Consider the following 25,026-nt stretch of genomic DNA (forward strand, 5'->3'; position numbering starts at 1 on the left):
TGTAACATCAAATCAAAATGCTGTCAGCAGCATATACGGTGACTATGAAAAATAACCATCTTAAAAATCCACTTACAGCCTCGCAAAAAAAGCGTTTAGTCCGTTTGCTATTGGCCGCTGGCTGCTTTGTATTATTAAGCTGGGTGGGTATAAATAGTAGCTTTCAAAGTCATCAACTGCTTTACGATAATGCCAATAGCGCAGCTAAATCTCTCACTCAGTTTATGGCACTGAATGCTAAAAATCCGCTGATAGAAAAAAACAAGCAGCAACTGACCACCTTATGCAACAATATCAGTAAAGATGAATTTGTACTCTCGGCCACTATTTATGACAAACAAGGTGTGGTACTTGCGAGCAGCGATAATTGGCAATCGCATCATGTGTATGGCTTATTACCTGACTCATCGCCTGGCATTAGTAAGTTAAAAACGCCTTTTGTTGAGCAAGTTATTTCAGACGACAACCGCCCGATTGGCTTTGTATCTATTACCTATTTAACCCGTGCTGCGGTATCGGCTAGCCATAATCATTTTCATGATTTAGGTCGCCAAGTGCTACTTATGTTAGTGATTGCCTGTATTTTTACTTGGCAATTAGGCCGAGGATTAAAGCGCTGGCAAGTAAATCGTTATATACAAAAAACGTCTGAGCATGAATCATAAAGCTGCTCAGCTAATTGAAATTTATCGCTATTTGGTTTTAAACCATAAAGCGCATCAAATACGTTAGGAATATGCAGTGGGGTATTTATCTCCCCTTGATAACCACTTAGCGGCATTGAAGGTGAGTCAGTTTCAAGCACTAAATGCTGCGGCTCAAGCTTTGCTATAACCGCACGTGTTTTAGCTGCACGCTCGTAAGTTATAACCCCACCGACTCCAAGTTTAAAACCCTGCTTTATATAATAGTGCGCTTGTTGAATTGAGCCTGAAAAAGCATGGAGCACACCGCCGTTTTTTGGCCTATAACGCTTAAACGACTGCGCAATTAAATCATGGCTTTGCCTGTGATGAACAATTAGCGGTAAATCAAGCTCATTAGCAAGCGCTATTTGCTGCTCAAACAAAAAGGTTTGTTTTTCAAGATTGAAAATACTGCGATCGAGCCCGCACTCACCAATAGCTACCAGCTGTGTTTTATTTGCCTTAGCAAAATTAAATAATGACTCTAAATGTGATTGTTGGTGTTGCTCTAAAAAATAAGGATGCAGCCCTGCAGCTATTCTAATTTGTGGGTAGGTTGCTTTAAACTCGAGTAATTTTTGAGATTGCGCCAAGCTAATACCTGGCACAATAAATTGGCTAACGCCCTTTGCTACACAGGCATTAATAAGTGATTCGCGGTTTGCATCAAACTCACTAAAATCAAGATGGCAATGCGAGTCTATAAACTTCAAAAAACTAGCCCACTACGGGTTTAAGCGCGTTATTTGCCAGCTATTATCGGCCTGACGCTGATACATAAAGCGATCATGTAGACGATGAGCTCCGCCTTGCCAAAACTCGATTTTTTGCGGCACAACACAATATCCGCCCCAAAAATCAGGGAGTGGTATTTCACCTTTGGCAAACTTGTTTTTCATATTGGCAAAGGTTTCCATTAACACTTTGCGCGACGACACCGGGCGGCTTTGTTGCGACGCCCAAGCGGCTAATTGACTTTCTTTTGGACGTGATAAGAAGTACTTAGCCACGGCTGACGTTGGAAGCGGCTGCGCCTCACCATACACAATCACTTGGCGTTCCATGTGGTGCCATGGAAAGTGCAAGGAAATTTTATTATTGCCTTTAAGCTCTTGTGCTTTTCGTGAACCGGTATTAGTAAAAAACACAAAACCGTTATCATCTAAATGCTTTAGCAGCACGATACGCTGTGAAGGCTGACCGGTTTCATCGACCGTAGCGACCACCATTGCTGTAGGATCAGGCAAGTTACTACCAACAGCATGCTCTAGCCAAGTTTCAAACTGCTTAAACGGATCATCAAGCAAGTTGTCTTCACTGAGCGCATCTTGCAAGTATTCACGACGGATATCTTCGAGTTTCATAAAATTCCCTCTAGGTTCTAGGTTCTAGGTTCTAGGTTCTAGGTTCTAGGTTCTAGGTTCTAGGTTCTAGGTTCTAGGTTCTAGGTTCTAGGTTCTAGGTTCTAGGTTCTAGGTTCTAGGTTCTAGGTTCTAGGTTCTAGGTTCGTCAAAAGTTTATAAGCGCTCTGTAATACGTGTCACACTTTTCCTAGTGCCTAAAGCCTATTTCTTCCTAGTACCTTGTTACTTTTGTATGTGACTTAGGCTAAATAGTTTTACCAACGCAGCTAAAGCGAACTACACGCAGCAGACGCTCACCTAAGTAGTTTAGTCTAAGATAAGGCGGACACTCGACTTATCCCTATGAGCATACGTAGTTGTATGTGATTAGGGTCAGTCGAGTGGACAACGCAGTATTAGATTAAAATACGACGGTGATTACATTTGCTCCATGACTTCGATACCTAGTAAATCCAATCCTGTGCGCAGCGTATCTGCCACTAAATTACACAATACTAAACGGCTATCACGAACACTTGGCTCTACACCCTCTTTAAGTACAGGGCAAGCTTCGTAGAATGTCATGTATAGGCTAGCTAGTTCGTATAAGTAACCACATAATACGTGCGGTGTGGCTTCATTGATCATCAGATCAAGAACTTCTTCTAACTGCAATAATTTAAGCGCGAGGGTTTTCTCTTGCGGCTCAATAATGCTCACATCAGCCTTTAAGCTTGCAGCATCAACACCTGACTTACGGAAAATACTGCGAACACGCGTATACGCATATTGTAAGTAAGGGGCTGTTGCACCTTCAAAACTTAGCATGCTGTCCCAGTTGAATATGTAATCGCTGGTACGGTGTTTAGAAAGGTCAGCGTATTTAACCGCGCCAATACCTACTTTACGGGCAATTTCACTACGATCTTCGTCAGATAAATCTGATTCACGTTCAGCGAGTTTGGCTGCTGCACGAGTAATTGACTCTTCAAGTAAATCAGCTAATTTAACCGTACCGCCTGTACGGGTTTTAAATGGTTTGCCATCAGCGCCCATCATGGTGCCAAATGGGCAAAACTCGTAACTGGTTTCATCACGTAACAAACCGGCTTTACGCGCAGTAAGCTCTACTTGATTAAAGTGAAGGCTCTGGCGCGCATCAACAAATATCAAAATACGCTCAGCGCCTAGCTTGTTTGAACGGTAATCACACGCCGCTAAATCAGTGGTTGCATATAAGAAGCCGCCACCTGATTTTTGCACGATAAACGCTGAAGGCTCACCGTCTTTATTTGCCAGCTCATCTAAAAATACCACTTGTGCGCCTTGCGACTCTACTGCGATATTTTTATCTTTTAATAAGCTAATAATATCGTTAAGTTCACTGTTATAAGCACTTTCAGCCATAATGTCGGCAGGTGTCAGTGTTACATTTAAACGCTTGTATACTTCTTCAGAATGCTTAACTGAAGTGGCAATAAATAGTTTCCACAGTTTTTCACAGTGTGCGTCGCCACCTTGCAGTTTAACTACGTAGTTACGCGCTTTATCGGCAAAGCCTTCTTCGTCGTCAAAACGCTTTTTCGCATCGCGGTAAAAGGTTTCTAAATCAGCAAGCGCAACAGTATCTAAATCAACACCTTGGTTAATTTGATCTTCTAAATGCGCAATCAGCATACCAAACTGTGTGCCCCAATCACCCATGTGATTTTGACGAACAACGGTATCGCCTCTAAATTCAAGCGCTCGTACTACGGCATCACCAATAATAGTTGAGCGTAAGTGACCTACGTGCATTTCTTTTGCAAGGTTAGGCGATGAGTAATCAACCACTACTTTTTGTGGTTTGGTGTGCTCATTTACGGCAAGTTTTGCGTGGTTATTAGCAGCTTGTACGCTTTGAGCTAAAAACTCCGGCTTTAAGTGAATATTAATAAAACCAGGGCCAGCAATTTCCGTTTTTTCGGCAATGTCGCTTACATCTAACTGATCAATAATTTTTTGCGCCAATTCACGCGGGTTACTTTTCATTTTTTTAGCTGCGCCCATCGCGCCATTAATTTGGTAATCACCAAACTGTGGGCGAGTGCTTTGGGTAACCGCGGGGTTAGTATCTTCTGGTAGGCCTGCGGCGGTCATAGCGGCAATGGCTTTTTCTACTAAAATAGTACGAATATTCATAATATTATTTACCTTTATAAGCCCGCCAAAGCAGGCTTTGTGTTAATTCTAGAGGCTAAGTGCTAGTTTTCACGCGTGTGATTAAATGTCACTTCAGGGTAACGCTCTGTCGACAAGTTAAGATTTACACGACTCGGCGCGATGTAAGTTAAATTATCGCCACCATCAAGTGCTAAGTTGCTTTCGCACTTACGCTTAAACTCTTCAAACTTTTTAACATCATCACAGCTAACCCAGCGGGCTGTATTTACATTAACGCTTTCGTAAATTGCATCAACGTTATATTCGGCTTTTAAACGCGCTACAACCACGTCAAACTGCAACACACCTACCGCACCTACAATTAAGTCATTATTAATTAATGGTCTGAATACTTGTACTGCGCCCTCTTCTGAAAGCTGTACCAATCCTTTTAATAACTGTTTTTGTTTTAATGGATCGCGCAGACGAATACGGCGGAACAATTCAGGGGCGAAGTTTGGAATACCGCTAAACTTAATTTTTTCGCCTTGGGTAAAGGTATCACCAATTTGAATCGTACCGTGGTTATGTAAACCAATAATATCACCAGCGTAAGCATCAGCCGCACGCTCACGATCGCCCGCCATAAAGGTTACCGCATCAGAAATACTGACTTGTTTACCGATACGCACATGATTCATTTTCATGCCTTGGCTATATTTACCCGACACAATACGCATAAAGGCAATACGGTCACGGTGTTTTGGATCCATGTTGGCCTGAATTTTAAATACAAATCCAGTGAAGTTTTCTTCTGTGGCTACAACTTGGCGGTCTTCTGTCTCACGTGGTAATGGGGTTGGCGCCCACTGAGTTAACCCATCTAAAACATGATCTACACCAAAGTTACCAAGTGCGGTACCAAAATACACAGGCGATAACTCACCCGCTAAGAATAGATCTAAATCAAATTCGTGTGATGCACCAATAACCAGCTCTAACTCGTCACGTAACTGCGCTGCAAGTTCATCACCAATGGCTTGGTCAAGCTCAGGGTTATCGAGCCCTTTAATGCTGCGTACTTCTTGAATAGTGTGACCTTGACCTGTTTTATATAAAATGGTCTCTTCGTTATGGATATGGTAAACACCTTTAAACTCTTTACCACAGCCAATTGGCCAAGTAACAGGTGCACAGGCAATATTTAGCTCTGTTTCTACTTCGTCAAGTAGTTCCATTGGGTCGCGAATATCACGGTCACATTTATTCATAAAGGTAACAATAGGCGTGGTACGCAGGCGTGTTACTTCCATTAGCTTACGGGTACGTTCTTCTACACCTTTAGCAGCATCAATTACCATTAAACACGAATCTACCGCGGTTAAAGTTCGGTATGTATCTTCAGAGAAGTCTTCGTGTCCTGGGGTATCAAGTAAATTAACTAACGCATTGTTATAAGGAAATTGCATTACAGAGGTAGTCACAGAAATACCACGCTCTTTTTCCATTTCCATCCAATCAGACTTAGCATGCTGATTAGAGCCACGGCCTTTTACCGTTCCAGCTTTTTGAATTGCTTGTCCGAACAACAATACTTTTTCAGTGATAGTGGTTTTACCCGCATCCGGATGCGAGATGATCGCAAAGGTACGGCGTTTATTAATTTCGCTAAGGAGATTTTGGTCTGCCATTAAAAAGGTTCTTTTAGTTGATATACGGATGTATTTGTATTTTAGTATGCTGAGCTTTCAAGGCTAAAAATAAGTTAACCTCTAAAGCTCAACATACTCCAACAAGAACCCAAATTAGCTCTTGTGACGCTATCCGTTAAGTTAATCGTAATTAAAGACTATTTTCGCTGATCTTGGCTTTATAAACAATCAATGGTTGGTTATTAACGGATCTTTTTTAAGTTTGGTGTTTTCAGCGATTATTAACAATAACGCTATAAATTGCCCACTAACTTAACACCAAGCTTGAGTAATAGGGCTGTAAATCATATTATTGGTCGATTACATGGAGGATTTGATGTTGGGTAATGAAAACCAGTAAGCTAAGTATTCGATTATTATGGTATATAACTCCACTGGTTATACTGCCATTGTTATTTTTAGGGGGCTTTACGCTCACTAATGTGACCAACTCTACGCAAAAGCAGGCCGACTTGATTATGAGTCGCTTTGTAGAACAACAACAGCAAAAAGTATTCAACTATATCGATTCTTTTCATGCAACGGCTAAGTTACTCTCTGCTTCACCGGTACTAAGTGACTTTTTAGCTAAAGATTTATTTGAAGACGCCAGCTATACATATCGCCTTGGCGCGTTAATGGACGTATTTGCCAGTTACAGTGAAGCCTACCCTGATATTATTAGTATTAATTTAGTCTCAAAAACCGGTGAAAGTGATGCCTATTACTCCAGTAATTTAACTGTCGCGCCAAAGTCTTATCCGTTTTTTGATCAAGTTATACAAAGTAATTTAAGCCAGCAGCAGTTTATGGTGCAAAAAGAAGACGGCACCACCAACTTATATTTTGTGCAACGCATATACAGCGTTGACTACTATTTAAAACGCCCACAACAACTTGGTTTTATTGTCCTTAAGGTCGAACCTTCGATTTTAAACACCAGTATTTTAGAAGCCCCTTATAACAACACCTTAAATTTACTGCTCGCCAATGATGGTAAAATTTTATTTAGCTCTGATTACAAAATGCGTGGCCACTATTTTAGTGAGTATGAACTTAATAAAATTAATGACCTAGCTGATATTGGCAGCTTATCAACCATTGAGCTTTCGAGCGTTGATAAAATAGAACGATTGATTTTTGCAGCCCAAATGAGTGGCGGCTACTATTATGTGTCGACCATTCCTAAAGCGGTACTGTATCAATCAGGTAAAGCAATTAGTGTGATCACTGGGCTAATTGTAATTATTTCTGTGATCACCCTACCGATCTTAATTTTTATTGTGGTGCGCAATTTACTGCTTAACCCAATTGAATTACTAGGTGAAGCAAGTCATCGCGTTGGTGATGGCGACCTTTCAGTCACACTGCCTGCTTATACAACCGATGAGGTAGGCATACTGTTTAACGACTTTAATCACATGATTAACCAAATTAAGCATTATCAACAGCAACTAGAAGAATATAAGCATCACTTAGAAGACAAAGTAGAGAGCCGTACTAAGGCACTTGAATCAATGAATAGCAAGCTTGAAACCGCCATAGCCCAAGCAGAACAAGCAAACCAGCTTAAGAGCCGGTTTTTAGCAAACATGAGCCATGAAATTCGCACCCCGCTCACCGCCATTATGGGGTTTACCGAGCAACTACTGCATAGCGATAAACCAACCAATGACAAGCACCATCTAGGCACTATTTTACGTAATTCAAAGCACTTATTAGAGCTTATTAATAACATTCTTGATCTATCAAAAATTGAAGCCGAAAAACTCGCTGTTGAGCAAACACCATTAAATGTTGTGCAACTTATTCATGATGTTGAATCAATCATTAAACCTCTAGCACAAGAGAAGCAGCTGTCATTTACAATTAATTATGCACTTCCGCTACCGCATACTATTAATAGTGATATTACTCGCTTAAAACAAATACTGATTAATATTGCCAGTAATGCGGTTAAATTCACTGAGCAAGGTCAGGTTACAATAACCGCTAAATACCAAGCACCAAAAACGCTTACCTTTGTTATTGAAGATACCGGCATTGGTATGTCGTCAAACCAAATAAAACGATTATTTACGCCATTTGAGCAAGCCGATGCTACAACTACACGTCGGTTTGGTGGTACGGGATTAGGGCTGTGTATTTCAAAAAACTTAGCTCAGTTACTAGGTGGTGATGTAAGTGTAACCAGTGAGGTGGGTGTGGGTAGTTGCTTTACCATCGATATAGATTGCCATTTGCATAATAGCCTTGGCGGCAATTTATTATTAACCGAGCATTCTCAACTAACACCAGAAAAGGATCCGCAGCTATCTTTTGCAAGCAACAGCTTTGATGCGCATATTTTGGTAGCAGAAGATAACCCCGATAATCAGTTACTGATTAAATTACTATTACAAACATGGGGATTAGAGCCCGATATAGCCAACAATGGTGCACAAGCGGTAGAAATGGCGCTGGTAAACGACTACCAGCTTATAATCATGGATATGCAAATGCCGGTTATGGGTGGATTAGAAGCAACTAAAATGCTCAGAGATGCGGCCTATGATGGCCCAATTATCGCCCTGACCGCGAATGTAATGAATCATGATATTGATACTTACCTTGAAGCAGGCTGTGATAAAGCGCTGGGTAAACCCATTGACAAAGACGCACTAGAAAATGTATTAGTCAGCTATTTACACCTTGAACGTGATAACCAAAACAAGTGGGATAGCTTATTGAAGAGTGAAAAGTTTCAGCAAATAAATGCTAATTACTTAGCAAGCTTACCTGATTATTTACAACAGATAAAAGCACTATATAACAGCCGTGACTGTGAGACATTACGCGCCCTTGCCCATAGTATTAAAGGCAGCGCTGGCTGTTTTAACTTTGATGAAATTTACCAAAGCGCCTCAGCGGTTGAACAAAGCTTAAAAGGCAATGATATGCCACAAAGAGAAAAACACGTTGCAGAACTTATTGCCTCAATAGAGCAAGCCATCGCTAATAAGTAATCGTTAAAAATTTAAACCCAGTGCCATGCCCATTAAAATCGCGTCTTCAAAGCCGTTTTTATTGGGAGCGTCACTGGGGTAATAATTTTTACGCACTGACATTTCAATAAAGCCTGCTCGTTCATACAAAGCAATAGCCCGTGTATTAGATTCGCGTACTTCTAAAAATAAGTTTTCGGCGCTGTGTTGCTCACCATACGCTATAAACTGAGTTAATAACTGCTGAGCAAATCCTTGTCCCTGAAAGCTTGGGGCGACACAAATATCCATTAGAGTAAAATCGGGTCCAGCTTTTTCACCAATATAAAAACCTATCATTTGCTCTTCATCGAACGCCGCTAAATTAAAATAACGTCCCTGCAAACATGATTGCATTGTTTTTAATGTCCAAGGATGTGTGTGGCAGCTGGTTTCAATGGCCATAAGCTCATTGATATTCTCATCGGTAACCGATTTAAAGTGTATCAAGGTGTTCACTCATTAATGCCCATAACACACGTTTTTGTGCACTGGACAGGGAAGAATCAGGCAAACCTAATTGTTGCTCATTAAACTCAATAGTTGATGATTTAACAATCTTGTTAATTATTACAGGCGCAAACGCTCGCTCAATATCATCTTTTAACGTATCACTGAGTATTAACGATGAATTAGCTGACTGCTCTAACGGAGCTGGGCGAAAGTGTTGATTAAGTTCAAGCTTTTCTATACCAAAAACAGATGCGTAACGTGAATGCATAACGACTCGATGGAATTAGTAAGTTGAATAATATATGAAGTAATCAAAACGATGTAAAGAAGAAATGGCAGGGGCGGAGAGATTCGAACTCCCAACCGTCGGTTTTGGAGACCGCTGTTCTACCAATTGGAACTACGCCCCTGCAATGACGATGAATTATAAAGACCTTTTGACAAAGGTAAAGTAAAAATTCAACTTTTTGGTTTGTTTGCTTTTTAAATAAACAAAACGGCGAATTAGCATGCTAATTTATGGTTTTTCACTTTTTAACAACTAGTATATTATTCAATCTCAATTGCTTGTAGCGTCTTAGCTCACTCAGAATAAAACTAAAGCAGTTATGATTTCAAACTTGCCATTGCGTAATTGCCTGTAGACACTTAAGCTTTATTTACTTTTAACTTTTTTAGCTCCTCTGTAATACTCAAAAGTGTTAGTGGCTTAGGCAAAACCGCATTCGCACCACACGCAATTAACCGTTCAGCTTCGCTGCCAACTGTGGCACCTGTTACGCCAATAATGGGATTAACAAAGCCTTGCTCGCGCAGTCTAACAGTTAACTCATAGCCATCACAATTTGGCATCATGATATCCGTGATGACTAAATTAAAATCGCCTGAGCTTGCCTGATTTAAACCAATAATACCATCCTCTGCTTCAGTCACTATCGCGCCATTTTGGGTAAGGATCTTACTGGCTATCATACGCAGCATAGGTGTATCTTCGACTAGCAGTATTTTTAAGTTTTGCAGCAATTCGAAATCATCCACTTTTACTGAGGCTGCATCATGCTCATCAACACTATGCAAAACAAAGACTAACTCAAAATTAGCGCCACCGTTTTCGCTACTAATATAACTTAAATCTCCATCCTCCAAAGTGTTAGCTATTTGCTTGCAGATATTAAGCCCCAGCCCAGTACCTTCACTCAATGTATCGCCACGTTCAAATGCATTAAACATCTTATCTCGAAATTTAACATCAATACCTTTACCATCATCAATAACATTAATACGATAATGGGTTTTATCATGGCTTAAGGATTCGGCTGATTTCATTACAGTGACTGTGCTGCCACCACTATGTAATATCGCATTCTTAATTAAGTTCTGAATAATTTGGAAGATAGCTTTAGTGGAGCCTATATGATGCTCTGTAACTGCTCTTTTTGCTGAGAAGTTAATAATAAAATTATACTTTTCGGCTAAAGGCTTTACTCCTTCAATCGCCCGTTCAACGGTATCATGAACCGATATAGTTTCATTATTCTTGTACACAGCTAAGGTAGCACTACTAGAGGACGTTTTCATATCATCCAACACACATAGTAAGTGACTGGATAACCGCTGCAGCTCTAAAATATTTTTCGAACAGTTTTGCTCAAGCTCAATATCTATTAGCATTTTTATGGTTGCAGCGGGTGTTCGCAACTCATGTCCAATGACTCCATATATTCGTTCATTTGTATCTAATTGCAATTGAGTTTTATCGACTAATGCTTGATAACTACTAAGAAGGTAATAAATTAAGATGGAAAGAACGATAGTGCTAAACACAACGCGTACCACAATCGCCGTGGTTTGGGGCTCACCATTGGCAAGTAACATTAATGGCGTAATATTTAAGATACACATGCAGATAATACGCGTTTGGCCCTTTAGGACGAGCACTAACACCACCACAAACAGCGGAGCTAAACTAGCTGAGACAACACCATTTACCAAAATAATAAAGGGAAAAGCCAAGGTAATCAAAATAGCCAATAGAGTTAACAAGCGTTGTCGAATTTTTTTAAAGGTAATAGCGCTTAATGCACATAACTCCCACACAGCAATTATCATTAATGACAATGTATTATTCGGCAACTCAAGTATAAATAAGCTAGCTGCAGTTAACAATCCACCCACACACAACAACCAAAGGATGAAAAGTTGCATTTGCTCTTCGAACCTACTTACCGCTGACTCATCAGTTCTCACAAAACCCCTCATTACCCTATATCAAATTGCGACCTAATAAGAAACTATCAAAGGTTTAGGATGGTATTTAACAATCCCCTCCTCCAATAAAAACGCTTTTACTCTTACCCTGTATTAATACATTTTTTTTATTAATTTTTAGCTAGTTGCAACGGGAGAGTTTAAACTGCAAATAGGGACAAAATTATATTCTCATACCTGAGTTGTTTGATTTTATTTATAGTATAGAACTGTTTTTTAATTTAGCAGCTCTTTTTACAATGTCTATAACCGCAGTTTACTGAGCTTATTTAATGCTATGAAAGTTTAAATTGTTATTTTTACGCTGCTACAAGCGTGACTTTTTTGATAAAGTTTTGCTTAGAGGTGTTTAGCTGGGTGTTTTTGTGGTTGGATGGTGATTAAAAAGTTGAGCTCAATAAGAAAAAGCAAGCCATTAAATTAATGGCTTGCAGCATACAATTATTCCCACTCGATAGTTGCGGGTGGTTTACCTGAAATATCATAAACAACACGTGAGATACCGTCGATTTCGTTAATGATACGGTTAGAAACCACACCTAAGAACTCATACGGTAAATGTGACCAACGCGCAGTCATAAAGTCGATGGTTTCTACACAACGAAGTGAAACAACCCAATCATACTTACGTGCATCACCCATAACCCCTACCGACTTAACCGGTAAGAATACAGTAAACGCTTGGCTTACTTTATGGTAAAGCTCTGCTTTGTGAAGCTCTTCAATGAAAATAGCATCAGCGCGGCGAAGTAAATCACAGTACTCTTTTTTGATTTCACCCAGTACACGCACACCTAAACCTGGCCCTGGGAATGGGTGACGGTAAAGCATGTCGTACGGTAAACCTAGCTCTAAACCAATTTTACGTACTTCATCCTTAAATAACTCACGTAATGGCTCTACTAAGCCCATTTGCATATCATCTGGTAAGCCGCCCACATTATGGTGCGATTTAATTACGTGTGCTTTACCAGTCGCTGAAGCTGCTGATTCGATTACGTCAGGGTAAATTGTACCTTGGCCTAACCATTTTGCGTTTTTAAGCTTTTTAGCTTGCTCATCAAATACATTAATAAACGTGTGGCCAATGGCTTTACGCTTATCTTCAGGATCTGATTTACCTGCTAAGTCATTTAAAAATTGATCTTCGGCATCTACTTTAACAATGTTTAAACCAAACTTATTGCCAAACATGTCCATTACTTGTTGGCCTTCGTTTAAACGAAGTAGCCCGTTATCAACAAATACACAGGTTAGTCGTTCACCAATAGCACGGTGAATAAGCATAGCCACAACCGATGAATCTACACCGCCTGATAAGCCTAAAATAACTTCGTCGTCACCTACAGTTTCTTTGATACGCTCAATGGCGTCATCAATTATTTTTGCTGGCGTCCATAATTTTTCACAACCACAAATATCAATAGCAAAACGCTCTAGTAAACGTTGACCTTGATGTGTGTGCGTTACTTCTGGGTGAAATTGTACACCGTAAAAGCGCTTTTCTTCGTTAGACATTGCAGCATGCGGGCAAGTAGATGTTTTAGCAGTGGTTTTAAACGTATCTGGAATTTCCATTACTTTATCACCGTGACTCATCCACACATCTAGTACGCCATTGCCGCCATCAGTAATATGATCTTCAATGGCATCAAATAATGCACAGTTACCCACTTTTTCAACTTGTGCGTAACCAAATTCTTTTTTATCTGAGCTATGTACACGGCCGCCAAGCTGCGTTGCCATAGTTTGCATGCCGTAACAAATACCAAGTACTGGAACGCCTGCATTAAATACATACTCAGGAGCACGCGGGCTATTTTCAAGCGTGGTTGATTCTGGGCCACCAGAAAGGATAATACCTTGTGGGTTAAACTCGCGAATTTGCTCTTCGGTTACATCCCAAGCCCAAAGCTCACAATAAACACCAATTTCGCGCACGCGACGGGCGATTAACTGCGTGTATTGTGAACCAAAATCTAAAATGAGGATTCGTGAATCGTGAATGTCTTTGCTCATGAAGTATCTCGTAAAGTCAGGTGCTAAACGCCACCAGCTTAAGCTGTGTGACTATATTAGGGCTAACAAAGGTTAGCCCACTTTTTTCAAGTTGTTAAAGGCTGATTAGCCTAAACGGTAGTTCGGTGCTTCTTTAGTGATTTGCACATCATGAACATGCGACTCACCCATACCAGCAGAAGTTACACGTACAAACTGTGGTTTAGTGTTTAGCTCTTCGATTGTGGCACAACCGGTTAAGCCCATTGCACTGCGAAGACCACCCACTTGTTGGTGAATAATGGTTGCAATTGGCCCTTTATAAGCAACACGACCTTCAATACCTTCTGGTACTAACTTGTCAGCTTGGTTTGATTTTTGGAAGTAGCGATCCGATGACCCTTCTTTTTGATCCATCGCACCTAGGCTACCCATACCACGGTAAGACTTGTAGTAACGACCTTGATAAAGTTCAACTTCACCTGGTGCTTCTTCAGTACCCGCGAGCATAGAGCCAACCATTACACACGATGCACCCGCAACCAATGCTTTTACAATATCACCAGAAAAACGAATACCGCCATCGGCAATCACTGGAATATCGCGACCTTTAAGGCCTTCAACCGCATCTGAAATGGCTGTTATTTGTGGTACACCACAACCAGTAACAATACGTGTAGTACAAATAGAACCTGGGCCGATACCTACTTTAACAGCATCAACACCAGCATCTGCAAGGGCAATAGCACCTTCGGCTGTCGCTACGTTACCCGCAACAATTTGTAAGTCTGGGTAAGCTTGACGAGTCGCTGCAACACGGTCAATAACACCTTGTGAGTGACCATGAGAAGTATCGATTAGTAGTACATCAACACCGGCTTCAACTAATGCAGCAATTCGCTCATCAGTGCCTGCGCCAACGCCTACCGCAGCACCTACACGTAAACGGCCTTGCTCGTCTTTACATGCATCTGGTTTGTCTTGTGCTTTTTGGTAATCTTTTACGGTGATCATGCCTTTAAGTTTAAACGCATCATCAACCACAAGAATCTTCTCAATGCGGTGTTCGTGCATTAAGCTTAAGATATCTTCGCGAGCCGTTCCCTCTTTAACCGTTACTAGGTTTTCTTTTTTCGTCATCACTGTTGAAACCGGCTGTTCAAGCTTAGTTTCAAAGCGCATATCACGACTAGTTACAATACCTACAAGGTTATTTTCGCTATCGGTGACCGGAAAACCTGAGAATCCCTTTTCCTGAGACAATTCAACAGCATCTGCAATAGTCAGATCGGCAGTAACTGTAACAGGGTATGAAACAATACCTGCTTCATAGGTTTTAACTTTACGAACATTTTTCGCTTGTTCTGCAATGGTCATGTTTTTATGAATAAAACCAAGACCACCTTCCTGCGCGAGGGCAATAGCTAAACGAGCTTCTGTAACAGTATCCATAGATGCTGAAATGAGCGGCAAGTTAAGTTTGATACCACGCGTTAAGCGAGTTGAAATATTTGCCGTATGTGGCAAAACAGTAGAATGACCAGGTACTAAAAGTACGTCATCAAAGGTAAGAGCTTCTTTAGCGATTCTAAGCATTTTGGCAACTTCTCACATGTGGATCTAAGATAAGGAATTGCGGCCAAATTTTAACAGCGTTGTAGGCACTAGTAAATAATATTTTGTATTTATTTATGATAAGCTAGATTTATAAATGTTTTTTGGTAGTTTTTATGTTTTCTAAGCCCTCGCAAACGGTTTATACCGTATCTCGCCTTAATCGTGAAATACGTGCCTTACTTGAACAAGGTTTTGCGTCTTTAGTACTCACTGGTGAAATTTCTAACTTTATTGCGCCTGCTTCTGGGCATTGGTATTTTTCGTTAAAAGACGATAAAGCGCAAATTAAAGCCGCCATGTGGCGAGGCAATAATCGCAACCAAAGTTACCGACCAATTAACGGCGCACAAGTAACCGTTAAAGCACGTGTATCTTTGTACGAACCCCGTGGTGACTACCAGCTTATTGTTGAACATATGGAACCTGCCGGCGAAGGGCAACTTAAGCAAGAGTTTGACGCGCTAAAAATGCGTTTGGCTGCAGAGGGCTTATTTAGCTCCGCTTATAAAAAGCCCCTGCCCCAAAACATAAATCGCATAGGGGTGATCACCTCACCTACAGGCGCCGCAATCAAAGATATTTTAACTGTTTTAAAGCGTCGTGCGCCGCAATTAGAAGTGGTTATTTACCCTGCGATGGTGCAAGGCAAAGAAGCGCATGGCCATTTAATCAAGCAAATAGAGCTGGCAAATTTACGTAATGAAGTCGACGTTATCATTCTCGGACGCGGTGGTGGTTCATTAGAAGATTTATGGTGCTTTAACCATGAACAACTTGCTCGTGCTATTTATCAAAGCTCGCTGCCCATTGTGAGCGCTGTTGGCCATGAAATAGATACCACAATTAGCGATTATGTCGCTGATGTTCGCGCCGCAACCCCTTCTGCAGCCGCAGAGCTCGTAAGCCCCAATACACAAGAGCTACATAATAGGGTTAATCAGTTAATTAATCGTTTAGCGAATGCATTTAAACACGACATTGCCGATAAACGCGCACTAGCCATACAATTGCAGCATCGCCTTAATTTATGCCACCCGCGCAATCAGCTAAACCAAAAATCACAACGCTTAGATGAGTTGAGTATTGCACTGCAACAGGCAATGCGTCAGCGTTTATATCAACAAGAACGCGTGTTAGCTAATTTAACACCCAGACTAATGCGCCAATCACCAGATAAAAAGCTAGCAAATGCAAACCATCAGTTAGCACAGCTCCATGCAAGGCTAAATCAAGCGATGCAGCAGCAACTACAACACGCAAATAATACGCTTGCCTTACAAGCAAGTCGGCTTGATTCGGTCAGCCCCCTTAATGTCCTAGCACGTGGTTATAGCATTACTAAAGCAGCGCAAAATAAAGTGGTTAAATCAGTGGAAGATGTAAAAGTGGGTGATGTGTTGATCACTGAGTTAGTAGATGGCCAGGTTATTTCAAAGGTAGAAGCTTAGCCATATTGCTAAGCGCTAGCCTTGCGTACTTACGGTAAACTCAATACGGGCATCGTTAGATTGAGATGCACTGAGTTTAAATTGCTGCCACCAAGGTTCAAGGTGAAGCTTATCGTTAAGCTCGCGCCATAATTTAGCTCCATAATTAACGGCATGTTGATTTATGGTAAGCTCAAACTTACAAATTGTTTGCTTACACTTTAGCGCTGTAAGCTCAGCGCTATCTGCAAACTCATTAATAATTAAAAAGTCAGTTAACGCGACTTCAAGCTCGTAACTCCATTCGAGATTATCAGCCTCTTGCTCAAACTGTATTGCGAGCTCATCATCAAGCTCTACACTTTCTAATTGATTTAACTTTAGCTGTTGTTGAGATTGCTTAAGCTGGATTGATTTTTTTTCAAGCCGCTGATTAAGCTCAACCACATGTTGTGCTAGCTGAGTTTGTTGATCAGCCGCTTGGGCTTTATTAACCTGCACTAAGCCTTGCAAAGTAGTTGGCTGATTATTGACTTGAGTGTTAGCCGAAGAGATTACAGCTTGTTTGGGCGCTGAGGAAACACGAGTGGAATCTTTAAAAAACAAAAAGTAACCACTTGCTAACGCCACGCCTGAAGAAAAACAGAGCAGCATAGCCACAAGGTTACTTTTATATATCATTTCTAGGTACTCAAAAATTAAAGCATTGCACTGGTGTGCGATTCGTTTTCTGGCTCGGGATATTCTAAAAAGTTTTGGTTCATACTTTCTGCCGGGCACTCACAATCAGGGCGACCAATAATTTTTGCAGGTACGCCAACAGCAGTTGTGTGAGGCGGCACAGGGCTTAATACCACTGAACCTGCGCCAATACGTGCGCCCTCGCCCACTTCAATGTTACCCAGTACTTTAGCGCCCGCGCCAATAAGTACGCCCGCTCTGATTTTAGGGTGGCGATCGCCTTGCTCGTTACCCGTACCACCTAATGTAACCGATTGTAATATAGATACATTATCTTCAATTACGGCGGTTTCACCTATAACAATACCGGTGGCATGGTCAAACATAATGCCTTGGCCTACTTTACAGGCAGGGTGAATATCAACCCCAAACACCTCTGAGGTACGGCTTTGAATAAAGCGCGCAAGCTCTTTACGATTTTGTTGCCATAAGCAGTTTGCTAAACGGTGTGCTTGTATGGCGTGAAACCCTTTTAAATTTAAAATCACGGTAAGGTAGGTTTCGGCCGCAGGGTCACGATCTTTTACCGCTTTAATATCATGAGCAACATGTGTCAGCATACGGTCACACTTTACAAAAGCTTGGTCAAACAGCTCACGGATTGTAAAAGCAGAAACCACAGCATCAGCTAGTTTATTAGCAACAATAAAACTCAATGCCGACCCTAAGCACTCATGATTTAAAATACACGAATACACATGGCTCGCTAAAAGGGGTTCACGAGTTACTACTTCATTTGCTTCACTACGAAGCTGTTGCCAAATTTCATGACGCATAATACTGCCTTAAGTTATTACAAAGAGCCTACCGCCAATTCTAACGGATTTAGCCGCCTAGGTGTTAATCCCTTCGTTATTTGTTCTGGTTATTATATATAACCAGTTAAGTTTCAGGTTTATATTACTTTTTTCAAGTCATGTCATATGACAGCTAGGCAGGTTTAACCATTTGTGCAAAAATAAAATAAGTTAATAAAAATCAGTAAATAACAACATATGACAGCACGTGTGTCATGTGCCAAAATAGCCACTGGCGTACTGCTGACGGCGTAAAAAATAATAATAAACGCTAAATTAGCATCATCAACTCAACAAGGATAACGATGATGAAAAACGACATATTAAATACAAAAAAATTAGGCTATAAATTTTACTTTCAAGATGGCGATAACCAAATAGCCTGTTTTGGAAGCTACTTTACAGGTAAAGAAGAAGTCTATATTAACGATGACTTAGTTAGCAGTAGACGCAGTGTTAATATAAAAAGCTCACACACATTTGATTTTGAAAATTCGCAGTACCAAGTGAAATTTGACATGCTCAATATACTCACAGGACGACTTGAGTGCACTCTATACAAAGATCAAGAAGTGCTTGCCAAGCAAGTTCAAAGTAGTCTTCCTAGCGATCCTAAAAAAGCGGCTTTTTTTATTCTAGGCTGTGCATTAGGTGGTGCAGTATTTGGCTATACCACTGCAACAGTCGTAGAGCTAATTGTAGGAAAACTTTAACATGCAATTAAACCCTACAACGGTAAAGTCGCTTAGGCACACATTCGATTGGACACAACAACAGCTTGCCGATGCCTGCGATGTAAGCTTGCGAACCATTCAACGAGTAGAAAAAGAAGGTGCAGCCTCAAAAGAAACCACCATGGCCTTATGTGCGGTATTTGAAGTACGCCAAGGTGAGCTTATTAAGCTTGATGAGAACAACCAAAATGATGCCAATAACAGTCCATCTAAAAGTTTTATTGCAGGTTTGATTATTAGCTCTGTTATTAGTTTTGCTCTTGGTGCAGCCTCAGTACTTTTAGTAAGTAACTAGTATTTAAAACCTAAAATATAAAAATGCCCCAATGCTTACTGCACAGGGGCATTTTTTAATACTTAAAAACTTAAATTATTGAAATACTTTATCCACCTTTACTACTTCAATATTTTTTGCAGGAATTGCCAGTTTATAATCAGCAATTACCTTATCTTCAGCCACTAACTCGGCAGGCTTATCGGTGTTATACACCATAGGCGAGGTTTGCATAGTTGCTAAACGTTTTTGCATATCTTCACCATCACCGGTAACAAACACATAGTGAATATTCTCAGTTTGTAGGTTGTCTTTAATCACTCGATTTACATCATCAACGCTTAATGTTTTCAGTTTGCTTGTGACGTAGTTTACAAAACTATCGGTGTTATAAAACTCGCTATCTAGCGCATAACCTAACTGGCGATTTTGACTAGCAACCATTTGTGGCACAAAGTTAATTAAAAAGTTACGCGTGGCTTCAAAATCTGCCTCGGTCATACCATTTTTAATTAGCTTATCTAGCTCAAATAATGCGGTACGGGTTGCAAAATGCGCATCGTTGTTTGAGCGCAGTGGACGCAGCCACACTTGGAATATTTGCTCAGAGCGCCCTAAGTTTGCATCCGGTTTTGTTTGAAACATACCTCTAGGGAAGTATTCAATATAGGCGTAATCACCGTAATTCATACCACGCGTTTGACGAATACGTTCGTACAAGTAACTGTTAGAACTGCGATGCTCACCAAAGTACGAGCGCACTAACCACAATGCGGTCCAGTCTTCGCTGCTACGAATGGTATCAATAGGGAACCCGAACGACACAGCCGTTGATTGCGCTGACTTTTCAACAATCGTTGCATGATGACCTTTAAGTTCTGGCGCATCAGGGATTGTTAAGCGGCTTTGTTCGCCTTTAGGGAGTGTCGCTAAGTCAGCTAACATTTGTGCTTTGAGTTTTTCAGGCACTGCACCAATTAAACCCACAGTAAGTTTAGCTTGTGTAAGTTCAGCATTATAAAACGCTTTAACATCATCAAGGGTCAGCGCTTCTAAATCAGATAAATCACCGTAGTTATAGCTTTCATAAGGGTGGCCTTTATAAAGCACACTGTAGAGCACTTCTTTACCCAACTCTTCGTCGTTAGAAGCTTTTAAACCAGACTTAATGCCATCGATCATTTCTTTTTTCAGACGTTTAAAGTCATCTTCTCTAAAGCCTGGGCTTAACAGCTGCTCACTCACTAAAGCATACCACTGAGCTGCATTATCTTTATGGATACGCCCTTGAAACGACAGCATTTCTTTATCTATTTGATAACCAAAACTACCCGCCAGCGGGTACATTGCCTTTTTAATATCTTTGTAACTCATTGAGGTTGAGCCACCTTGCGCTAGCATTGCGGCAGTTAAAGCCGCTACGCCTTTTTTACCCTGCGGATCGGCAGCGGCACCGGTATTAAATAATAAGTTAATATCGATTAACGGCGAGCTATTAGTTTTATCAAGTACTTTAAAGATTGGCTTACTCGGTACTTGCTGATATTTTGCTACCAATGCATTTAAATCGCTTTCTTGTTCAAAACCAGGGGCTTTATCAAGTGCCGACATAGTAATTGTGGTGCGCGCATTATCAACAAAATACTTATTTGCAACGGCTCTAATATCTTCGCTAGTGATATTGTCTGCCGATTTATACAACTGATTAATCACCTCAGGATCGCGCTCAAAATGCATATAGCTGGCAAGTGTAGAGGCAATTGCTTGCGATGAATCTAAACCATTTATAAAGCTGTATTTAAGATTAGACTTTAAATCACTGAGTTTTTGGCTATCAACCAACTCGGTACGCGCTTTGGCATACGTACGGTTTATAGCATCACGCACTGTGGCTAAATCATCGGCATTTTCAACTTTTACAAATACATGCAGTAACCCTGGATCTTTAGTCTCTGGGTTATAGGTAAACATTTGACTCGCTATTTGCTTTTCTACTACCAGCTCTTGGTAAATATCTGAATTACTAGAAAAATAAAGCTGCGATAGTAAATCTAATGCGGCTCTGTCTTTTTTCTGAGGCTCCCATGCAGCGCCTTTATACGACACAAGTAACCAGTGACCAGGTAGTCCTTCGTTTTGCTCATGCACATATTTTGGCGCTTGTTGAGTTGGCTCTTTTGGAATATCAGCAACATAGTCGCCTTTTTGCCAATTACCCCAGTGTTTTTTAACCATCGCCATGGTCTCTTTTGGCTCAACATCACCAACAATCACAAGCGATACATATTCAGGCTTATAAAACTTATCAAAAAACTCTTTACCGTAGGCCATTTGATCTGGCATGGCTTCAATGTCTTCAAAAAAGCCCATTGTAGTGTGTTTATAGGTATGTTTTTCGAACGCTTCTTGGCGTACCGCACTTAATAATTTACGAATTGGACTGGCGTTATTTTTTAAGTACTCGCCTTTAACCGTTAGCGCTTCGGTTCTAAATTGCTCTTCGGTGTAGCTTAGGTTTTGAAAAATATCAGCTTCAATCTCAAGTACTTTATCAAGATGTTGCTTTGAAAAATTTAAGTGGTAGTTAGTGTAATCGTTAGTTGTGTAGGCGCGGTTATCAACCCCTGAATTTTTTAGAATATCTGAATACACATCTTGCGGAAACTTTTCAGAGCCTTTAAACATCATGTGTTCAAAAAAGTGAGCAAAACCAGTTTTACCTGCTTCCACTTCATTACGCGAGCCTACAGATACAGGTATTTGTAGCGATACTACATCTGGGTAATCGGTTTTAACTACCATCACACGTAGGCCGTTATCTAGCTCTTCTATTAGGTAATCTTGTGAAAAAACACGCTCATCTGCTTTATTAACTTGTTCTTGTTGAGCTGCTGTTTGCGTGTTTTGACTTTGCTGCATAGCACAACCTGTTAAGGCCAGCGATACCGCTAGGCTAGTTGCCAATAATTTAAATTTCATTGTTATCCCTTTTTAAATTGAGCAATTTTTAAAACATTTACCAAACTAAGTATGCCGTAAAGTAATTAAATATAAGAGCCCTAAGCCTATTAATTATGTAAACAACTGTGTCAGTTATTGCTGGTAACTTGGTTTAACTATGAAAATAATTCACGTTAGTTGAGAAACTTTCAATAAATAAATCTATCTAGACGTCTAAATGGCTGCTATATTAAATCCATCATCACAAATTAAGCTGGAATGAGGATTATGGCTTTATCACTTCAAGAAAAAATACAGGACACCAACCAAGGTGTTTACCTAATTGGCACAACACCGCCAAAAATTGGGACTGATAAAGCGCAATTAAAAATCATTGCCGAAAAGTTATTAGGCCGTTTACACGAAATTGAATATGACGGCGTAATTATTTATGACATTCAAGATGAAAGCAGCCGTACAGAGCAAGCGCGTCCATTTGCATTTAAGCAAACAGTTGATCCGCGCGAGTACAGTCAACTCTTACGAGGCTTATCTGATCTTGATGTAATTACTTATAAAAGTGTAGCTCAGCGCGGTGTGAGTGAGTTTAAAGCGTGGTTAGATGAAACTAAAAATGACTACGATTTAAAAAACGTGGTGTTAGTGGGCAGCCCATCATCAGCGGGTGATATAAAGCTAAGCTTACCGAATGCCTACAAAACTCTGGCAGAGCAGTCAGAAGACTTCTTTTTAGGTGGTGTAACCATTGCTGAGCGCCATGCCAATAAGCGTAATGAGCACCAACGCTTAATAGAAAAAACAGCACAAGGGTGCCAGTTTTTTATCTCTCAAGCCGTTTACAATGCACAAGCAACCATAGATTTAATAACCAGTTATGCGCGCACATGCAAAGCACAAGGCCTGACACCTAATCGGATTATATTAACCTTTACGCCTTGTGGTGGTGAAAAAACATTGGAGTTTATGCAGTGGCTAGGTATCTCAGTGCCAGAGGCAACTAAATGGCGCATGCTTGATTCGGAAAATACATTAAGCGAATCGGTACGTATTTGTCGTGAAAATCTCGACTCAATTTTAAAAAGCTGTGCGCACTTAGGTGTACCACTGGGCTTAAATATTGAAAGCTTAACCAACCGTAAAGAAGAAATTGACGCGTCAATTAACTTATACCGTTTATTAAAAGCAACAATGGAACTCAACCTTGCGGAGAAACTAATAGCTTAATTGCGGGGTTCGGGGTTCGGGGTTCGGGGTTCGGGGTTCGGGGTTCGGGGTTCGGGGTTCGGGGTTCGGGGTTCGGGGTTCGGGGTTCGGGGTTCGGGGTTCGGGGTTCGGGCAACAATGATAATCGAAATAAAATAAGCCAGTTCAAGTAGTTAGCTTCGTTTATTTTCATAAGTACTAACTTGATCTGTGAGGTTTGAACTGTAGGACTTTATCAAATCTAACAGTCGCATTTGTGCCATTTGCAGACAGTGGTAACGCCGCGCTTTGCGGCTGGTTTGGAGCGCAGCGGATAACCAGTCCGATAACAGCGCCTTGTTAAGCCGGTATATTCTCATAAGTTTCGGCTAACTCTTCTTGAAATTTTCTTTGGGCTGTTCTAGCTTCTTTACGGTACTTAGTAAGCTGATTGTAATTCGGATAATCTTTATCAAAAAACATCATATCTCTGAGTTGAGTTTCCAGAGATATACACTCTTTAAATTTTCCTACAGCATTTTCAGCCTTTAATAACCTTAATTTTGACTGAACAGATTGTCTAGCTGACCAAGAATCAACAAGGGCTTTATCTCTCTCTTTAACCCATTTCAATTGGTTCGCACTAAGGTCAACATTTTCCATGTCAAAATCCATCTTCTTCGTTATGCCGCCAATCTTAGATATAACACCATTCCATGCAGCGAAATATTCTCCTGCTTCTGAAGCAATTTGTTCTATAACTTTAACTTTGTGCTCTAGCAGATATTTACTTTGCTCTGATTTGTGCGAAAACTTCACACCTAGGTAGGTGAAAACTCCTGTAATTAATGAGCCTAAGCCAATTTTTACGGCTGTATCAGCCACATCAATCCATTCTTTCGGCAAAACTATTCCTCTATATTTTTAGGCTTAACAATTTAATAGTGCGCTCGTCGCGCATATTTCTGCCGACGCTACGCTCATTTTTCTACATTATATAGTTTTAACAAATTACCTAAGGTATTACTATCGCAAAGTTTTCTAAAGTTTTCTAAAGTTTTTAGGTAAAGTTAAATTAACCAATATGCGCGCAGCGCTCATTTTCATGAATATATGCGCAAAGAGCAGTTTAACCAATCTATTAACGACGATATTTGGCCAGTATCAATGACCGCTTTTCGCTCATAGCAGCTTGTCAGGTGAAGTCTAAACTAATTCTCCTCAGCTGTAAGATCAGATATGAGCTACTACACCTATATGGCTTGCCTTTTTATTTTTATAATGTAATTCGCTGGTCAATTTCTTTTTAAATTTATATTTTATTACTGTGTTTATCGCGGATTGTTTTTTTTAGCTGTTTCTTAATTAAGGTTTGTTCGCAATACAATGCAACAAAAACCCCAATAAAACTCGAAAAGATCACAATAAGCCAATAGTAAGCACTATTAAACGTGACTATCTCTGAAATAGACAGATACAAATTGAATGGAACCACAAAAATTAAAAATCCTAAGACTTTGATAAACTCCCTAAATAGCTGAGAGTCCATTTTGGCTGAGTTTATATGAGCATTAATAGTTTCGTCTGACACATTACCTAGCTCAGCGTATTCCTTTTTCAACCAATTGAGATAATCCAATTTCACTTCCTTTTTTATATTTTTCGCTTCAATCACCTGATTTCATTCTC

At 40.4% G+C, this 25,026-nt stretch carries 20 protein-coding genes and 1 tRNA gene; 6 read left to right on the forward strand and 15 right to left on the reverse strand.

The annotated features are described in order from the left end of the window. Positions 1-44: 44 nt before the first annotated feature. Positions 45-665 carry an AhpA/YtjB family protein gene (locus PSM_RS11740; protein ID WP_013465696.1) on the forward strand — a complete coding sequence of 207 codons (621 nt, stop codon included), beginning with the start codon at positions 45-47 and terminating at the stop codon, positions 663-665. Here the strand turns inward: PSM_RS11740 and PSM_RS11745 are convergent. The 4 genes from PSM_RS11745 to prfC form a co-directional block, all read right to left on the reverse strand. Next, positions 632-1,399, reverse strand: coding sequence for a TatD family hydrolase (locus PSM_RS11745; protein WP_013465697.1), 768 nt, complete (start codon positions 1,397-1,399; stop codon positions 632-634). The two genes, PSM_RS11740 and PSM_RS11745, sit on opposite strands and share 34 nt — an antisense overlap. A 12-nt stretch (positions 1,400-1,411) precedes the next feature. Beyond that, positions 1,412-2,050: a pyridoxamine 5'-phosphate oxidase gene (gene pdxH, locus PSM_RS11750; protein ID WP_013465698.1), complete on the reverse strand. Its 639-nt coding sequence runs from the start codon at positions 2,048-2,050 to the stop codon at positions 1,412-1,414. A gap of 417 nt (positions 2,051-2,467) precedes the next feature. After that, the gene (gene argS / locus PSM_RS11755) at positions 2,468-4,210 is read right to left on the reverse strand and encodes an arginine--tRNA ligase (RefSeq protein WP_013465699.1); all 1,743 of its coding nucleotides are present in this window, start codon (positions 4,208-4,210) and stop codon (positions 2,468-2,470) included. Between the two features lie 62 nt (positions 4,211-4,272). After that, a complete protein-coding gene (gene prfC, locus PSM_RS11760) occupies positions 4,273-5,862 on the reverse strand; it encodes a peptide chain release factor 3 (RefSeq protein ID WP_010387708.1) in 1,590 nt (529 codons plus the stop codon). Between the two features lie 347 nt (positions 5,863-6,209). On the opposite strand from prfC, the gene PSM_RS11765 reads away from it, so the two are divergent. Continuing rightward, a complete protein-coding gene (locus PSM_RS11765; protein WP_013465700.1) occupies positions 6,210-8,867 on the forward strand; it encodes an ATP-binding protein in 2,658 nt (885 codons plus the stop codon). A gap of 3 nt (positions 8,868-8,870) precedes the next feature. Here PSM_RS11765 and rimI read toward each other — a convergent pair whose 3' ends face one another. From rimI to guaB, 6 genes are all read right to left on the reverse strand, one after another. Further along, positions 8,871-9,335 (reverse strand): ribosomal protein S18-alanine N-acetyltransferase, encoded by a 465-nt coding sequence (rimI, locus tag PSM_RS11770; protein ID WP_008467686.1) that lies wholly within the window; start codon positions 9,333-9,335, stop codon positions 8,871-8,873. Then, positions 9,322-9,606 (reverse strand): hypothetical protein, encoded by a 285-nt coding sequence (locus PSM_RS11775; RefSeq protein WP_013465701.1) that lies wholly within the window; start codon positions 9,604-9,606, stop codon positions 9,322-9,324. Before PSM_RS11775 ends, rimI begins: the two co-directional genes overlap by 14 nt. A gap of 65 nt (positions 9,607-9,671) precedes the next feature. Next, a tRNA-Trp gene (locus PSM_RS11780) sits at positions 9,672-9,748 on the reverse strand. A gap of 238 nt (positions 9,749-9,986) precedes the next feature. Beyond that, complete coding sequence (locus PSM_RS11785; protein WP_016899647.1) at positions 9,987-11,585, reverse strand: response regulator; 1,599 nt, start codon at positions 11,583-11,585, stop codon at positions 9,987-9,989. A 462-nt stretch (positions 11,586-12,047) separates the two neighbouring features. Continuing rightward, complete coding sequence (guaA, locus tag PSM_RS11790; protein ID WP_010387703.1) at positions 12,048-13,625, reverse strand: glutamine-hydrolyzing GMP synthase; 1,578 nt, start codon at positions 13,623-13,625, stop codon at positions 12,048-12,050. Positions 13,626-13,730: 105 nt separating this feature from the next. Then, positions 13,731-15,200 carry an IMP dehydrogenase gene (gene guaB / locus PSM_RS11795; RefSeq protein ID WP_008110278.1) on the reverse strand — a complete coding sequence of 490 codons (1,470 nt, stop codon included), beginning with the start codon at positions 15,198-15,200 and terminating at the stop codon, positions 13,731-13,733. A 134-nt stretch (positions 15,201-15,334) separates the two neighbouring features. Between guaB and xseA the strand changes: the two genes are divergently transcribed. Beyond that, positions 15,335-16,669 (forward strand): exodeoxyribonuclease VII large subunit, encoded by a 1,335-nt coding sequence (gene xseA / locus PSM_RS11800; RefSeq protein WP_013465703.1) that lies wholly within the window; start codon positions 15,335-15,337, stop codon positions 16,667-16,669. A 15-nt stretch (positions 16,670-16,684) separates the two neighbouring features. Here xseA and PSM_RS11805 read toward each other — a convergent pair whose 3' ends face one another. Then, positions 16,685-17,329 (reverse strand): hypothetical protein, encoded by a 645-nt coding sequence (locus PSM_RS11805; protein WP_036953494.1) that lies wholly within the window; start codon positions 17,327-17,329, stop codon positions 16,685-16,687. 17 nt (positions 17,330-17,346) lie between these two features. Beyond that, positions 17,347-18,165, reverse strand: coding sequence for a serine O-acetyltransferase (gene cysE / locus PSM_RS11810; protein WP_010387694.1), 819 nt, complete (start codon positions 18,163-18,165; stop codon positions 17,347-17,349). A gap of 326 nt (positions 18,166-18,491) precedes the next feature. Here cysE and PSM_RS11815 point away from each other — a divergent pair, with 326 nt between their 5' ends. Together PSM_RS11815 and PSM_RS11820 are read left to right on the forward strand one after the other, a co-directional pair. Beyond that, positions 18,492-18,899, forward strand: coding sequence for a hypothetical protein (locus PSM_RS11815; RefSeq protein WP_013465705.1), 408 nt, complete (start codon positions 18,492-18,494; stop codon positions 18,897-18,899). 1 nt (position 18,900) lies between these two features. Beyond that, entirely contained in the window at positions 18,901-19,215 is a 315-nt protein-coding gene (locus tag PSM_RS11820) for a helix-turn-helix transcriptional regulator (protein ID WP_013465706.1), read from the forward strand. A 75-nt stretch (positions 19,216-19,290) separates the two neighbouring features. Here PSM_RS11820 and PSM_RS11825 read toward each other — a convergent pair whose 3' ends face one another. Continuing rightward, on the reverse strand, positions 19,291-22,173 hold the full coding sequence (locus PSM_RS11825) for a M16 family metallopeptidase (protein ID WP_013465707.1): 2,883 nt from the start codon (positions 22,171-22,173) through the stop codon (positions 19,291-19,293). Between the two features lie 249 nt (positions 22,174-22,422). Between PSM_RS11825 and PSM_RS11830 the strand changes: the two genes are divergently transcribed. After that, positions 22,423-23,379: a methylenetetrahydrofolate reductase gene (locus PSM_RS11830; protein WP_010387688.1), complete on the forward strand. Its 957-nt coding sequence runs from the start codon at positions 22,423-22,425 to the stop codon at positions 23,377-23,379. 318 nt (positions 23,380-23,697) lie between these two features. Here PSM_RS11830 and PSM_RS11835 read toward each other — a convergent pair whose 3' ends face one another. Both PSM_RS11835 and PSM_RS11840 read right to left on the reverse strand, forming a co-directional pair. Next, positions 23,698-24,243: a hypothetical protein gene (locus tag PSM_RS11835; RefSeq protein ID WP_013465708.1), complete on the reverse strand. Its 546-nt coding sequence runs from the start codon at positions 24,241-24,243 to the stop codon at positions 23,698-23,700. A gap of 406 nt (positions 24,244-24,649) precedes the next feature. Then, positions 24,650-25,012 (reverse strand): hypothetical protein, encoded by a 363-nt coding sequence (locus tag PSM_RS11840; protein ID WP_236613516.1) that lies wholly within the window; start codon positions 25,010-25,012, stop codon positions 24,650-24,652. Positions 25,013-25,026: the final 14 nt, after the last annotated feature.

Origin of the sequence: Pseudoalteromonas sp. SM9913, from assembly GCF_000184065.1 — a bacterium.
Taxonomy (GTDB): Bacteria; Pseudomonadota; Gammaproteobacteria; order Enterobacterales; family Alteromonadaceae; genus Pseudoalteromonas; species Pseudoalteromonas tetraodonis.